Consider the following 14653-nt stretch of genomic DNA (forward strand, 5'->3'; position numbering starts at 1 on the left):
ATACAGACCGGTCCCGGGCCCCGAACTCATCGGTGGGGCCCGGGACCGGCCCGGGAAGCACTCGTCCGGCCCAATGCCGGCGGCGGCTACTTCGTGCCGAGCATCCGGTCGACGAGCCTGGCGGCGGCGTCGCCCCGGTCGAGGTCGGCGAACCCGGCCCGGAACGCGGCCCGCTTCTCCGCGTACTCCGCGCCCAGCGCGTCCGCGTCGCGCACGGCCGCGATCAGGCTCTCCGAGTCCGCCAGCAGCGGACCGGGGGCCTTCTCCGCGAAGTCGAAGGTGAAGCCGCGCAGGGTGTCCCGGTAGTGCTCCAGGTCGTACGTGAACAGCAGGATCGGCTTGTCGGTGAGTGCGAAGTCGCACAGCACGGACGAGTAGTCGCTGATCAGCACGTCGGCCACGAGCAGCAGGTCGGTCGTGTCGGGCCAGCGCGAGACGTCCTTGACGAAGCCGTCCCGGACGGCGTCGCGCACCTGCTCGTTGACCCGGTAGTGGCCGCGGACCAGCAGGACGTGGTCCTCGCCGAGCTCGCGGCGGGCGGCCTCCAGGTCGATCCGCAGATCGAGCTTGTAACCGCCGCTCCAGCCCTCGCGGTTCTCCCGCCAGGTCGGGGCGTAGAGGACGACCTTCTTGCCCTCGGGGATGCCCAGCCGGCGGCGGACCTCGGCGGCCCGCTCCTCGTCCCGCTCGACCAGGGCGTCGGTACGGGGGCTGCCCACCTCCAGCACCTCGCCCTTGAAGCCGAGGGCGCGCGTGAGCACCGGGGTGGCGAAGCTGCTCGGCGAGGCGAGCAGGGTCCACTGGGCGCTGTCGTGCTCCAGCGCCTCCAGGACGGCGGGGCTGCTGTAGTAGTCGTGGATGTAGTCCAGGCCGATCTGCTTGAGCGGCGTGCCGTGCCAGGTCTGTACGACGGTCTGGCCCTCGCGGCGCTCGAACCAGCGCGGGACGCTGTCGTTGGTGACGAAGTACTTGGCGCGGGCCAGCAGTTCCCAGGCCTCCTGCGAGTGCGGGTCCACGGCGCGGGCGGTGGCGGGGACCTCGGCGCGGCCGTCGTTCACCAGCCAGACGTGCTCCAGCTTCTCGCCGCGGCGCACCAGTTCGCGGTGGACGGCCAGCGGGGAGTCGCCGACGCCGTTGCCCTGGAAGGTCGAGTAGACGACCACGTCGCGCAGCGGGGCGGTGCGCAGCTGCGGGTAGGTCTCGTCGCGCATGACCCGCTGGTGGTAGCGGGCCCGGTCGTGCGGGCTGCGCAGCGAGTCGGAGACCAGGGCCATGCGGTCGTAGAAGCGGGACTGGACGTGGATCCGGCGGCCGTCGACGGAGGCCGTGACCGGGCCGCCGCCCAGGGCGGGGGCGACCATCTGGACGGGGGCGCCGCGGTCGACGCCCAGCAGGCCCGCGGTGGTCCCGGCGCGGGAGACCGGGCGCAGGGTGGGCCACCAGCGGCCCTCGGGCAGGGTGGCCCGGCCGGCGTAGGACTCGGGGAGGACCGGGGTGAAGACGGCTTCGAAGCGGCCGTCGGCGGTGCTGACCGGGTGGCTGTACTCCTCGCCGCGCCAGTTGTGCAGGACGAGCTCGAACTCCTCGTCGGCGTGCGCGGACGGCTTGTGGAAGGTGCCGCTCAGGCTGATCACGCCGTTCTCGGCGCTCGCCCGCTCGACCAGCGGGGGCGAGGGCTGCATGGAGAACTGCAGGTGGCCGACGGCCGTGCGCTTGACGAAGAGGGCGCGGCCGGTGGCGTCGCCGGGGACGGGCAGGACCAGGCCGTGGAAGCCGCCGCGCTCGTCGTGCGCGAGGTCCAGGCGGGTGCCGTCGGCCTTCTCCACGCAGAGGGACCACGGCTCGGGGGTCCAGTGGCCGGGCCCGACCTCCCGGTCGGGGACGGCGGCCAGCTCGGCGAGCGGGACCCGCACGGTGAAGGGGGTCCGGCCGTTGCCGGCGAGCGCGCCGGGTTCCATCGGGAAGTTGGCGACGGTGCCGGTGTGCAGGTGCTCGGCGCGGAGCACGGCTCCGTCGCCGGGGTGGTCGGCGAGTTCGCCGGCGAGCTCGATGGTGTCCTCGTCCACGGCGTGGGCGCCGGTGACGCGGGCCTTGACGTTCTGCACCTTCAGGGACAGCGCGTTGCCGGCGGTGGAGGCGACGATGCGGACGTCCTGGTCGACCCAGTGGGCCGGCGGGGCCTGGGCGCTGTCGTGGTCACCGGCCTTGAGGCGGGCCTGGTAGGGGATGGCCACGTCCTTGACGACGATGGAGGCGTTCCAGACGCCGTCCTGCCAGCGGCCGCCCTGCTGGAAGGCGGTCGGGTCGAGGACGGCGGTGAAGCCGGCCCAGTCGGCGTGGCGCAGGGCGAGGTGCGCGTGGCCGGCGCTGACCTGCGGGTCGGCGACGGTACGGGCGCCGACGACGACCTTGCGGCGCTGGCCCTTCTCGCGGAAGACCAGCTTCTTGCGGGAGCGCAGTCGGCTCTCGGCGCCGAGCTGGCCGGGGAAGCCGAAGCCGCGGAGGAGCAGTTTGCCCTCGGCCCACTTGACCGTTTCCAGGCCGCTGACGAGGCGGCGCTCGCGGCGGCCGACGGCGAGCAGCGGTGCCGGGACCGGCGGACGGCCCTGCAGGAAGGGGTAGTCGGCCTGCGGGCGGGCCAGGCCCTTGATCGGGATGCTCCAGGAGAAGTCCTCCTGGTGCTCCAGCAGGGCGATGAAGTCGTCGACGCGTCCCTCGCGGGCGAAGTACGCCTTGAGGCGGTCGCCGACGGCGAGGTCGGCCCAGGGCTCGGTACCGATCTCGCGGACCAGCCCGCCGACGTCCTTGACGAAGGCCGCGCGGAAGTCCGGGCCGCCCTCGGGCACGTACTTGTAGATCAGCGGGAGTTCCTCGACGAGCACGTTGTGGTCGTACTCGCGCAGGTACTTGGCGTAGACCTGGCCTTCCTTGGCCTTGAGGGACTCGCGGACCAGGCGCACGGAGGTGACGCGGTCGGTGAGGGAGACCGGGTCGGTGGAGCGCTGGGTGATGGAGCGCTCGCCGGTCTCGCGGACCCGCCAGTGGTAGACGACGTCGCTCAGGATGTCGACGTTCTCGGCGAAGTAATGGGCGGGGATGCTGACCGGGGCGTCCTCGTAGAGGATGCCCTCCGGGTACTGGAAGCCGTGCTCGTCCCAGAAGGTGCGGCGGTAGACCTTGTTCCAGGCGGTGCGGTCGGTGACCAGCGGGGCGAACTTGGAGATGTGGGTCTTCAGCCGGGTCTTGGCGAACGGGGCCTTGTGTCCCCAGGACTGGTTCATGCCGACCGAGCGGAAGCGGAGCACGTTGCCCGCCACGAAGTCGGAGCCCGTCTCGTCCAGGGTGTCGATCATCAGCTGGTAGGCGTTGTCCGGCATGGTGTCGTCGCTGTCGACGAACGCCAGGTACTCACTGCCTGCCGATATGTGCCGGGCGCCCACGTTGCGGGCGGCGCCGAGCCCCGCGTTCTCCTGCATGACCAGGCGGAACCGCTTGTCCTTGGCGGCGAAGGCCTTCGCGATGACGGCGCTGGTGTCGGTCGACCCGTCGTCGACCATCACGACCTCGAAATCGCGGAACGTCTGGGCGGCCAGGGACTCCAGGCACTCGTCGAGATAGAGCTCGACGTTGTACACGGGGACGACGATGCTCAGGCGCGGTGACATGGGGTGGTGGCTCTCCAGCGGGCTTTGTCAGTCAATGATCAGCTAAGTACAACATCTTACGCGGTAATGACTTTGTGAAGTCCAGACAAAAATGGACATACACCCACAGGTTGGCGAGGCGGGCGGCCAGATTTAAGCCGCCCGCCGCTGGACTGTGACCCGCCGGTGACAGCCCCGTTCGGGACTCAGACCTCCAGGCCCGATTCGATCTTCCGGAGCTGGTGCCGGGCCATCGCCAGGTTGGCCCGCTGCTTGTCCAGGGCCAGGTAGAGGAACAGGCCCTGGGAGTTCCGGCCCTTGAGGAGCCGGATCAGGTGGTACTGCCCGCCGAGGGTGATCAGGATGTCCTCGATGTCGTCGTTCAGGTTCAGCAGCTCCATGGTGCGGACCTTCGCGCGCACCACGTCGGTGTTGCCGGCGGCGGCCACGTTGAGGTCCAGGTCCTTGCCGCCGCCCGCCGTGCCGAGGGCCATGCCGCTGCCGTAGTCGACCAGGGCGGCGCCGAGCGCACCGTCGATGGTGGTGGTGGCTTCCTTGAGGACGGTGTCCACGTTCGCCATGGGATTTCTCCGTTTCGTTCAGGTATGCGGGTTTTCGGTGTGTTCGTGATGGTGTGGTGATCGGGATGTAGCGGTGATTCGGGACGTGCGGTGATTCGGGACGTGCGGTGATCCGGGACGTTGCGGTGTTCAGAGCCGCCCGCCGGGGCCCCGGCGGGCGAACGTGGCGTCGATCAGTCCGGCTATGTGAACGCTGGAGCGGCGGGCCTCCAGATGGAGGCGGCCGACGTTGGCCCGGGGCTCGGCGAGCAGGGTGAGCACGGCCGCCTCGCCCGCGGCGTAGGTGGCGATGTAGCCGTGCTCCCCGCGGACCAGCAGTTCACGGAAGGCGCCCTGCCCGGTGGTGTCCGCCAGTCGCTGCGCGACGCCGAGGGCCGCGGCGGTGAGCGCGGCCACCGCCTCGGCCTCGGTGGTCGCGGAGTCCTGGGCCAGCACCAGGCCGTCGGCGCTGGCGGCGAGAGCCCCGGTGAGCTGGGGGACGCGGGCCCGCAGCCGCCGGAGCTCGGCGAGTATCTCGGTCTCGGCTTCGGCGGGAACCGTCACGGTTCTCCTTTCGGGCTGGCGCCGGTCCGAACGCGGCCGCAGCGGGAGCCTCACAGGCTTGCCTCCAGTGCGTCGCGGAGCCGGCGGAGCAGGGCCACGTCCGGGCTCTGCGCCTCGGTGACCCAGTCGGGCAGGGGGGGCGCGGCCGGCCGGGGAACCGGTGCGCGCGGGGTCTCGACCAGTCCGGCCGCGGCGAGCCGCCGTACGTCGAGCAGGGTGTGGAAGGCCGGCCGGCCCAGGGCCCAGGCCAGCTGGGCGGGGGTCCGCACACCGTCGGCGTGGCGGAGCAGGATGCGCTGGCGGGTGGTGACCGTCTGGCCGGGGGCGGCCTGCCGGGGCACGACCGGGGCGGTGTCGAGGGCGGGGTAGGGCCAGACCGCGTCGAGCAGTTCGCGGCGCCGGTGGGTCTCGCGCTCCACGGACTCGGCGGGTACGGACACCACCTGGCCGATCCAGTGGGTGGCGCCGCGCCGGAACCGGGACGGGCCGGAGCCGGGCGAGAGGGCGAAGAACGCCGCGTCGTACATGGCCGCGAGGTGGCATATCTCCAGTTCGCCGCCGGCCAGACCGCCGCTGTCCACCAGGAAGCGGGCCACCTGGCGGCGGGCTCCGGCCCGGTCCACGGCCTCGCGCCAGCGTTCCGGGGCGAGTCCGCCACCGGTGGTCAGGAGCACGTCCAGGCCGGGAGTGGCGGGGCTCTCGGCGTGCACGATGCGTCCGTTCTCCAGGAACAGGGTGCCGCGGTCGCGCAGCAGGGCGCCGGTGGCCCGCTCGGCGGCGAGCCTGGTGAGCAGGGGCGAGACGACCGCGCAGTCGGCGGCGGGGCGGGCGGCGCTCATCTCAGCACCAGCCCTTCGGCGAGATCGCGGAGTCTGAGTCTGGCCAGGGCGAGGTTGCCCTCGGTTCTGTCCAGCCACAGATGGAGGAAGACGCTGCTGTCGAAGCTGGTGTTCACGAAGCGCAGCACGTGGTAGCCGGTCCTCGTGGTGACGATCAGGTCCTCGACCGGCGGGCCGTCCGGCTCGGCGGCGCCCGGGCCGCCATCGGCCCCCCGGTCCCCCCGGCCGTCCGCGCCCCGCACGGCGGACATGAAGCCGGGCTCGTCCGCGGGCATGCCGGCGGACGCGAAGGACTCGTACTCCGCGGCGGCCCGGGCCAGTTCGGCGGTCTCGGCCGCCGTGGTCTCGTGGTCGCCGACCGGCGACTCCCCCACGGTGCCGAGGGCCAGCCCGCTGCTCCAGTCCACCAGCGCGGCGCCCCGGGCACCGGGCAGGGTCATGGCTTGCAACAGGCATTCATCGATCCCGGGCACGCGGGCTCCCCTCCCGGCCAGATGTTCCGTAGCGCTCGGTCGTACGGTGGCGACAGAGAGGAACTTACTGAACTTCCGTACTACGGAAGGGGGTTCTGGCATTTTCCAGCGGAACATGCGCGGAAGGTGACTCGGATTGGCCGAATCCGGCTGAGGGTGGTCACATCGCGAGCGGAGGATCACCGAGTGGAGCCTCCATCCTGCCCGGATCGCGTCCCCGAAGGGAGCCGTACCCGGTGGAGGAGGGCGTGAGCAGCGGACGGACGGTCCTCGCGGCACGGCGCGGAGGCCGTCCCGGCGACGGCACCGGACCGACCGGATCCGACCGGTTCGTCATCCGGTGCCCCGAGTGCGACGGAAACGTGGTCCGGGTCCGCCGGCCAAGGAGGTTGGCCGGATCGAGCGGGTGCGGACGCCGTACGCGCCGGCGCCCGGGCCGAGGTGGCCGGGTGGTCATCCGCGAGCACGCCGGCCGAACCGCTCGGCGGACGCGCACAGCGCCAGCCCGAGCACGGCCATCACCGCGTACCCGAACACCTCGTGTCCGGACGGGACGAGGAAGCGGAGGAAGCCGAAGAAGCGGATCCAGCCGAGCCATTCGTGCAGCAGGCCGCTGACGGCACCCACGAGGAGGAGGAACCCGGCTCCGCCGACCAGGCTCTTGAGGGACGGGGAGGAGGACGGGGACGGGGACGGGGGCACCGGAGAGGACGAAGGAGTCATGGGCCGAAGGTAGGCCGGGCCGGTCCTGCGGGGCGTCGTGCTTCGGGCTGCGGACCGGGCGACCAAAGGCGGCGGCCCGGGTCCGGGCGGGTCGTACTTTGGTACCGGTGTGCGCGGCCGAAGGCTCCGGTCCGGGCGCCCGGGTGCCGGACCGGACCTGCCCGGCCTAGATTGCGTGGCATGCACACCGTTCACCGGAGCCGCCGGGACCTGGCGGCCGACCTCGGGCTGTTCCTCCTCGCCGCCTTCGTCGCGGTGCTCAGCACCCGCGCCGTGCCGGCCGGCGAGGCGTACACCGGGGTCCGGGGGACGGCCGACCAGCTGGTGGGGGCGCTGGGCTGCGCCGCGGTGTTCCTGCGCCGCCGGTGGCCGGTGCAGCTGGCCGTGGTGCTGCTCCTCGGGGGCAGCGTGGCGCACTATCTGACCGGGCCGGCGCTGGTGGCGGTGTTCACCGTGGCCGCGAGCCGCCCGTGGCGGGTGACGGCGTGGATCGCCGCGCTGGCGTTCGCCCCGCTGCCGTTCTTCCTGTGGCGGCTGCCGGGCATGGCGGAGGACCGGGCCGGCTCGGCCGTGACGTACTTCGTGCTGATCGGCGGGGCGGTCGGCTGGGGGCTGTTCCGGCGGTCCCGGCAGCAGCTGATCGCCTCGCTGCGGGAACGGGCCGAGCTGGCGGAGGCCGACGCGGCCCTGCGGGCCGAGCGGGCGCAGCGGACGGCGCGGGAGGAGATCGCCCGCGAGATGCACGACGTGCTGGGGCACCGGCTGTCTCTGCTGAGCCTGCACGCGGGGGCGCTGGAGTTCAATCCGGGGGCGCCGCGGGCCGAGATCGAGCGGGCGGCCGGGGTCATCCGGGAGTCGGCGCACCTGGCGCTGCAGGACCTGCGCGAGGTGATCGGCGTACTGCGGTCCCCGCCCGGGGAGTTCGGCGGCCGTCCGCAGCCGGGTCTGGCCGACGTGGCCGGGCTGGTGGCGGAGTCGCGGCGGGCCGGGACGCGCATCGCCTACGACGGGTCGCGGGGCCGGGACGGCGCGGCGGCGGCCACGGACGCCGGGGCCACGGACGCCGGGGCCACGGACGCCGGGGCCACGGACCCGCAGGGCGGTACGGCGGCCACGGACGCCGGGGCCACGGACGCCGGGGCCACGGACCCGCAGGGCGGTACGGCGGCCGCGGACGCCGCGGCGCCGCCCCTGCCGGAGCCGCCGGCGACCGTCGGCCGGGCGGCGTACCGGATCGTCCAGGAGGCGCTGACCAACGCGCGCAAGCACGCGCCCGGTACGCCGGTCCGCGTGGCGGTGTCGGGCGGACCGGGGGAAGGCCTGACCGTGCGGGTGGCCAGCCCGCTCCCGGACGGTCCGCGGCCGGGCCTGCCGTCGGCCGCGGCCGGGACGGCGGCCGGCGGCGGACAGGGGCTCGCCGGGCTGGCGGAACGGGCCCGGCTGGTGGGCGGCCGGTTCGAGTACGGGGCGGTGGACGGGGAGTTCAGGATCTCCGCCTGGCTACCCTGGGAGTCCGCCGAACCAAGACTGTGAGGTACCGCCCGTGATCCGGCTGCTGCTGGTCGACGACGACCCGATCGTGCGGGCCGGGCTCCGGCTGATGCTCGGCGGTGCCCCGGACCTGGAGGTGGTCGGCGAGGCGGCCGACGGGGCCGAGGTGCCCGCGCTGGTCGCGGAGCACTCCCCGGCGGTGGTGCTGATGGACATCCGGATGCCCGGCACCGACGGGCTGGCCGCGACCGAGGCGCTGCGGGCCCGGCCGGGTGCGCCCGAGGTGATCGTGCTGACCACGTTCAACACCGACGAGCACGTGCTGCGGGCGCTGCGTGCCGGGGCCGCGGGTTTCCTGTTGAAGGACACCCCGCCGCAGGAGATCGTCACGGCGGTGCGGAAAGTGGCCGCCGGGGAGCCGGTGCTGTCGCCCGCGGTCACCCAGCAGCTGATCGACCGGGTCGCGGGGGCGGGCCCGGACGGGCGGGACGGCCGGGAGGACCGCGCCGGGGCCGCCCGGGCCCGCCTGGGCCTGCTCGGCAGCCGGGAGCGGGACGTGGCGCTCGCCGTCGGCCGCGGGCGCTCCAATGCCGAGATCGCCCGCGAGTTGTACCTGTCGCTGCCGACGGTGAAGACCCATGTCTCGCGGATCCTGACCAAGCTGGACCTGAACAACCGGGTGCAGATCGCCCTGCTGGTGCACGACGCGGGCGAGTCCGGCCCGGCCTGACCCGGGGCGCCCGGCCGGCCGGGGTCAGGCCGCGCCGGTCACAAAGGCCGGCAGCAGCGCCTCTTCGACCAGGCGGCGCGGCAGCGACAGGCCGAACCGGCGTTCCAGCACGCCCAGGGTGTGCCGGTCGCGTTCCTCTCCGGGCTCGTGCCCGGGGCGGGCGTCGGTGCCGTCGGGGTGGAGTATGCCCGCGGAGACGAGCTCCGGCAGCAGGAAGTCCGGTTGGTGCCCGCCCCGCCAGACCTCCTCGCCCAGCCCGAAGCAGCACACGACCACGCCGTCGCGGGCGTACCAGAACTGCTTGGGCGGGTGGTCGGGCTGTGGGTCGAGGTGCACGGCCTCGGTGCCGTCCCGGCCTATCTCGGCGAGCAACTCCGCGCCCGCCGGGGCGCCGTGCTCCACCGCGAAGGACCAGTCTCCCCAGGTACCGACCCGGGCCACGCCGTCTCCTTCCACCGCGTCCATCGCGAGGCTCCAGGCATCCGAGGCGCCGAGATCGCCCGGGCGTATGCCGGGCACCGCGCCGAGCCGGGCGGCGAGCTCCTCGGGGCCGATGCCCCGGGCGAAGGTCAGTCCCGCGTACCAGTCCGGCCAGTCGGCCAGCCATGTGATGCCGTGCTCCACGGTGCCTCCCGAGGTGCGGTCGGTTCCCCAGGCACACCACGATACGGCTCGTCGGCATCCGGGCCGGGTGCCTGTGGATTACGGTTCCGACGGCAGCGGATTACGGTTCGGGGCGGCAGCGGATCACGGTTCGGACGGCAGCGGGTCACGCTTGCGTCGGCAGCAGCCGCCGGACCATGGAGTCGATCAGCCCGTCCACCGGGTACGGGTCGAGCAGCGCGGGCGCGGTCAGGTCGTCCACGATCAGCCCCAGCATGGCCAGGTACAGCAGCACCACGCCGGTCCGGTCGCCGGGCAGGCCCGCGTCCAGGTGCCAGGCCACGTTGCCCTCCAGCTCGGCCGCCAGGAAACCGGCCAGCTCCTCCTGCAGCTCGGGCCGGCGGGTGGCCTCCAGCCGCAGTTCCAGCATGGCGATGTGCACGCTGCGCTCGCGCCGCATCCGGGCCAGCAGGTCGCGCAGCAGGTGCGCGGCGTCCAGCGGTCCGGTCAGCAGGGCGTCGTCGGGCACCAGCCGCTCGTGCGTCCGGTGCAGGATCTGGCCGAGCAGCTGGGCCCGGTTGGCGAAGTAGTTCGAGGCGGTCCCGGTCGGTACGCCAGCCTCCTTGTCCACCGCCCGCAGGGTCAGCCCGCGGGAGCCCTCGCGGGCGAGGACCTCGATGGCGGCGTCGAGCAGCGCGGCTCGGCGCTCCGGGTTCTGGCGCACGGCGTTCTCCCCCTGGGACGGATCGGCAAGGCAGCGGACGGGCAGGGCAGCGGATCTGCGCTACAGCTGAGCACTGCAAGTGCAGTGCTCAGCTCACGTTAGCCGATGTCTCCCCGCCGTCGGCGCCCCGCCCGGACGGTACGTGCTGCGCCGACTCCAGCAGGTAGGGAACGTCGATCACCGCCACCCCGGGGGTGAACAGCAGCCGGGCCTTGAGCCGCAGCGCGATCTGGTTGTGCAGCGGCTGCTCCCACCAGCGGCCCACCACGAACTCGGGGATCACCACCGACAGCATGCCGCCGGATTCCCCCGCGGCGAGTTCCTGCAGGTGCGCCAGCACCGGCCGGACCACCTCGCGGTAGGGCGAGTGCAGGATCCTGAGCGGGACGCCCGGGTCGTGCGCGGCCCACTGCGCCCGCAGCTCCGCGGCCGCCGCCTCGTCGGCGGCCACGCTCAGCGCCGTCAGGCTGTCCGGGCGCAGCGCCCCGGCGAACCCGAGGGCCTTGAGGGTGGGCGCGTGCACGGCGGAGACCAGCACCACGACATGGTGCCGGGCGGGCCGGTGCGGTTTCACCCCGGGAGCGACGGCGACCTGCCGGGCGACCTGGTCGTAGTGCCGTCGTACGGCTCTCAGACCGAGGAACAGCAGCGGCATCGCGATCACCACCAGCCAGGCCCCGTGGGTGAACTTGGTGATCAGGACGATGACCAGGACCACGGAGGTCATGGTGGCGCCGACCGCGTTGATCGCGCGGCCGCGGTGGATCCGGACGCGCTCGGCGGCCGGCGTGGCGGGGTCGGCGAGCACCCGGTTCCAGTGCCGCACCATGCCGGACTGGGAGAGCGTGAAGGAGACGAAGACCCCGATGATGTACAGCTGGATCAGGCGCGTCAGGCTGGCGTCGAAGGCGACGATCAGGGCGACGGCGGTGAGGGCCAGCAGCACGATGCCGTTGGAGTAGACGAGCCGGTCCCCCCGGTTGGCCAGCTGACGCGGCGCGTACCCGTCCCGGGCGAGGATCGAGGCGAGCATCGGGAAGCCGTTGAAGGCGGTGTTCGCGGCGAGCACCAGTACCCCGGCGGTGGCCCCCTGGAGCAGGTAGAAGAGGACGTTCCAGTCCCCGAAGGTGGCGCGGCCGATCTGGGCGAGGGCGGTGGAGGTCGGCGTGCCCGGCGGCAGGCCGAGCTCCGTCGGGTCGGCCGCCACGTGCACCTCGTACACCATGGCCAGGGCGGTGATCCCGGAGAACATGGTGACCGAGAGCGCCCCCATGGCGGCCAGGGTGGTGGCCGCGTTGCGGCTCTTTGGCTTGCGGAAGGCGGGCACCCCGTTGCTGATGGCCTCGACCCCGGTGAGCGCGGTGCAGCCCGAGGCGAAGGCGCGCAGCGCGAGGAACAGCACCGCCAGGCCGGTGTAGCTGCCGGTCGCGATGATGGGCAGGTCGGCGGATTCGGCGCGGATGGTCTGGCCGGTGGCCAGGCGGACGGCGGCCACGGCGAACATCAGGTAGATGACGAGGACGAAGCCGTAGGTGGGGAGGGCGAAGACCCGTCCGGATTCGCGCACCCCGCGCAGGTTCATCACCGTCAGCAGCACCACGAAGCCGACGGACAGGGCGACTTGGTGGTCGTCCAGGGCGGGGATCGCGGAGGTGATGGCCGCGACCCCGGAGACGACGGAGACCGCGACGGTCAGGACGTAGTCGACGAGCAGGGCACTGGCGGCGGTCAGTGCGGCGGACTCGCCGAGGTTCTCCTTGCTGACCACGTACGCCCCGCCGCCGCCCGGGTAGGCGTGGCAGGTCTGCCGGTACGAGGCGACGACGACCACCAGCAGGAAGACGATGGCGGCCGCCGCGTACGAGGCGAGGTGCAGCAGGGCCACCCCGCCGAGGGCGAGGATCAGCAGGATCTCCTCGGTGGCGTACGCGACCGAGGAGAGCGGATCACTGCAGAAGATCGGCAGGGCGAGCCGTTTGGGGAGCAGGGTCTCGCCCAGCCGGGCGGTGTCGAGCGGTTCGCCGACCAGCACGCGTTTCGGATTGATGCGCCTCATTCCGGAATGATCGGCGACGATCAACTGGTTTCATCTGATTCATGGCGGTTCAGTGGGTGTGGCACCCCGCGAGCTCCTCGGCGCGGTGGGCCAGCCAGAGGTCGTGGCGCGCGCTGGGCGACTGCAGCAGGGACCGTTCCAGCAGCACCTCGATCCGGGTCAGCCTCTTGCGCACGGCGGGTACGGAGATGCCCAGCGCGGCGGCCGCCGGAACGAGTCGGGCGTCGTGGCCCAGCCAGGCGCGGACCGTGTCCCGGGCGCCGGCCGGCGCCTCGGGTCCGGTCAGCGGGGCCAGGTGGCGGCGGGCCCAGTCGGCCAGGCCCGGGGCGCGCAGGACCTCGTCGAGCCCGGCGGCGCCCGGTCCCGACCCGCCCCTTCCCGATGCGCCCGGCCTGCTGTCGGCCCCGCCGGGAGTCAGGCGGAGCGCGAGGGACAGGGCCGCCTGGTGGCCGAGCCGCGCGAGGTCCAGCCCGAGGACGTCCTCCACCAGCCGTAGCCGGGTGGCCAGGGTGTTCCGGTGGATCCGCAGCAGCCGGGTGGCGTGCGAGGCGAAGTTCAGCCACGCGTGGGCGGTGGCCCGCAACTCCTGGGCGCCGGGATCCTGCGGGCGCCTGGGCGCGTACGTGTGCAGGGGCGCGAGCAGGGCTTCGGCCCACCCGGTCCCGGCGGTGTGCGCGGCCAGTTCGAGCTCCGGGCCGGGGCCGAAGCGGGCGTGCCGCTCGGCGCGCCCGCGCGCCACGGCCAGGGCGTGGAAGGCCTGGGAGTAGGCGGCCGGCGCCTCGCGCAGCGCGGTCTCCTCGCTGACCCCGGTCACGCAGTCGGGGGCGGCCGCGGCCAGCGCCACGGCCAGCGGGTCCTGCTCGGCGGAGACCGCCGCCACATCGGTCGGGACCAGGGCGATGAGATGGCGCACGTACACCGGGCAGCGCACCACCCAGGCCCGCCCGCCGGTCAGCTCCGCACACAGCCGACCCACCTCCTCCCGGGTACCGGTGCGGCACTCGACCACGTACATCCGCATCGGGTCGGGCAGCGACGGGGTGAGGGCCTCCGCGATCTGGTGGGCGGTGGACAGCCGGCCGGTCATCAGCAGGTGCAGCACGGCCTCCCGGGCCCGGGCCTCCGCCAGCGCGACCCGTTCCTCGCGCCGCGCGGCCTCCTCCGCGCGCCGCACCAGGGCCAGCGGCACGGCCGCGTCGGCCAGCAGCGCGGGCGCGCCCGGCGGGTAGGGGCGGGGCAGTACGGCGGCCAGCGCGCCCCGGCCGTCCAGCGCGAACAGCAGGGCGGTGGCCGACGGGCCGTCGACGACGGCGGAACTGACCTGGCGGGCCGTCAGTTCCGCGGCGGCCCGGGCGGCCAACGCGGGCTCCGGCCCGGCCGCCGGACCGCCGGCCTCCAGCACGCCGGTCCAGCCGCCCAGCCGGAGGGCGAGCCAGCGCAGCAGGGCCGCCGAGCCGCCGGTGTGGGCGAGCCGGTGCGCCTTGAGGATGTCGTCGGAGCGGTTCCAGGGCTGAATGGCACGGTCCCTTCGGGGTGCGGGGCGACCGGCCATTGAACACCCGGACGCACACTGTGCGCAGTGATACCCGTCTCCTTGAACCACTGGGCGGAACGAATCCTGCACCGGGCAGCGCGGCAGCCTAGGTTGGTGCCCGAGCGGTCGGGCCCCGGTGCTCACGGGGGAACACCGGGACCCGGCCTCCTCGCCCTGTCCGGCGCGCGGGTCACGCGGGTGGTCACATACGGGCGGCCGCGCTGCGGATCGCCTCGCGGATGCGGGGATAGGTGCCGCAGCGGCAGATGTTGGCGATGGCGTCGAGGTCCTCGTCCGTGGGCTCGGCGGTCCGCTTCAGCAGGGCGACGGCGGCCATGATCTGGCCGGGCTGGCAGAAACCGCACTGGGCGACGTCCTGTTCCAGCCACGCCTCCTGCACGGGGTGCAGGACGTCCCCGTCGGCGAGGCCCTCGATGGTGGTCACCTCACGCCCGGCGCACTCCGCCACCGGGACCACGCAGGGGCGGATGTCGGTGCCGTCGAGGTGGCTGGTGCACGCCTTGCAGACGTCCACTCCGCAACCGTACTTGGGCCCGCGGATGCCCAGGATGTCGCGCAGCACCCAGAGCAGCGGCAGGTCGTCGGGCGCGTCGACGGTGACGGTCCGCCCGTTGACGGTGAAGGTGTGCGAGGGCACGGAAACTCCTGGATCTCGAAAGGACTCGAAGGCTCGGAGGCTCGGAGGCTCGGA

The 14653-nt window shown here is 73.5% G+C and carries 13 protein-coding genes; 2 read left to right on the forward strand and 11 right to left on the reverse strand.

What is annotated here, in order from left to right; all coding sequences use genetic code 11:
- Positions 1-86: 86 nt before the first annotated feature.
- From AC067U_RS27035 to AC067U_RS27060, 6 genes are all read right to left on the reverse strand, one after another.
- A complete protein-coding gene (locus AC067U_RS27035; RefSeq protein ID WP_478832368.1) occupies positions 87-3665 on the reverse strand; it encodes a bifunctional glycosyltransferase/CDP-glycerol:glycerophosphate glycerophosphotransferase in 3579 nt (1192 codons plus the stop codon).
- 185 nt (positions 3666-3850) lie between these two features.
- On the reverse strand, positions 3851-4225 hold the full coding sequence (locus AC067U_RS27040) for a hypothetical protein (RefSeq protein WP_478832369.1): 375 nt from the start codon (positions 4223-4225) through the stop codon (positions 3851-3853).
- A gap of 129 nt (positions 4226-4354) precedes the next feature.
- A complete protein-coding gene (locus tag AC067U_RS27045; RefSeq protein ID WP_478832370.1) occupies positions 4355-4822 on the reverse strand; it encodes a roadblock/LC7 domain-containing protein in 468 nt (155 codons plus the stop codon).
- On the reverse strand, positions 4819-5607 hold the full coding sequence (locus AC067U_RS27050; protein WP_478832371.1) for a transcriptional regulator: 789 nt from the start codon (positions 5605-5607) through the stop codon (positions 4819-4821). The genes AC067U_RS27045 and AC067U_RS27050 overlap by 4 nt, the downstream gene beginning before the upstream one ends.
- Positions 5604-6080 (reverse strand): hypothetical protein, encoded by a 477-nt coding sequence (locus AC067U_RS27055; protein ID WP_478832372.1) that lies wholly within the window; start codon positions 6078-6080, stop codon positions 5604-5606. The genes AC067U_RS27050 and AC067U_RS27055 overlap by 4 nt, the downstream gene beginning before the upstream one ends.
- Positions 6081-6533: 453 nt before the next feature.
- Positions 6534-6803, reverse strand: coding sequence for a hypothetical protein (locus tag AC067U_RS27060; RefSeq protein ID WP_478832373.1), 270 nt, complete (start codon positions 6801-6803; stop codon positions 6534-6536).
- 180 nt (positions 6804-6983) lie between these two features.
- On the opposite strand from AC067U_RS27060, the gene AC067U_RS27065 reads away from it, so the two are divergent.
- Together AC067U_RS27065 and AC067U_RS27070 are read left to right on the forward strand one after the other, a co-directional pair.
- Positions 6984-8336, forward strand: coding sequence for a sensor histidine kinase (locus AC067U_RS27065; protein ID WP_478832374.1), 1353 nt, complete (start codon positions 6984-6986; stop codon positions 8334-8336).
- 10 nt (positions 8337-8346) lie between these two features.
- Positions 8347-9024: a response regulator gene (locus AC067U_RS27070; RefSeq protein ID WP_478832375.1), complete on the forward strand. Its 678-nt coding sequence runs from the start codon at positions 8347-8349 to the stop codon at positions 9022-9024.
- Positions 9025-9048: 24 nt separating this feature from the next.
- Here the strand turns inward: AC067U_RS27070 and AC067U_RS27075 are convergent, their stop codons facing one another.
- The 5 genes from AC067U_RS27075 to AC067U_RS27095 form a co-directional block, all read right to left on the reverse strand.
- Positions 9049-9648 (reverse strand): DUF6461 domain-containing protein, encoded by a 600-nt coding sequence (locus AC067U_RS27075; RefSeq protein WP_478832376.1) that lies wholly within the window; start codon positions 9646-9648, stop codon positions 9049-9051.
- Positions 9649-9793: 145 nt separating this feature from the next.
- Positions 9794-10351 carry a TetR/AcrR family transcriptional regulator gene (locus AC067U_RS27080; protein ID WP_478832377.1) on the reverse strand — a complete coding sequence of 186 codons (558 nt, stop codon included), beginning with the start codon at positions 10349-10351 and terminating at the stop codon, positions 9794-9796.
- Positions 10352-10439: 88 nt separating this feature from the next.
- Positions 10440-12407 (reverse strand): APC family permease, encoded by a 1968-nt coding sequence (locus AC067U_RS27085; protein ID WP_478832378.1) that lies wholly within the window; start codon positions 12405-12407, stop codon positions 10440-10442.
- Positions 12408-12456: 49 nt separating this feature from the next.
- Positions 12457-13959, reverse strand: a complete 1503-nt coding sequence (locus AC067U_RS27090; RefSeq protein ID WP_478832379.1) for a helix-turn-helix domain-containing protein — start codon at positions 13957-13959, stop codon at positions 12457-12459.
- 184 nt (positions 13960-14143) lie between these two features.
- Positions 14144-14599, reverse strand: coding sequence for a (2Fe-2S)-binding protein (locus tag AC067U_RS27095; RefSeq protein ID WP_478832380.1), 456 nt, complete (start codon positions 14597-14599; stop codon positions 14144-14146).
- Positions 14600-14653 lie beyond the last annotated feature (54 nt).

This window comes from Streptomyces sp. NPDC043853 (assembly GCF_056436025.1).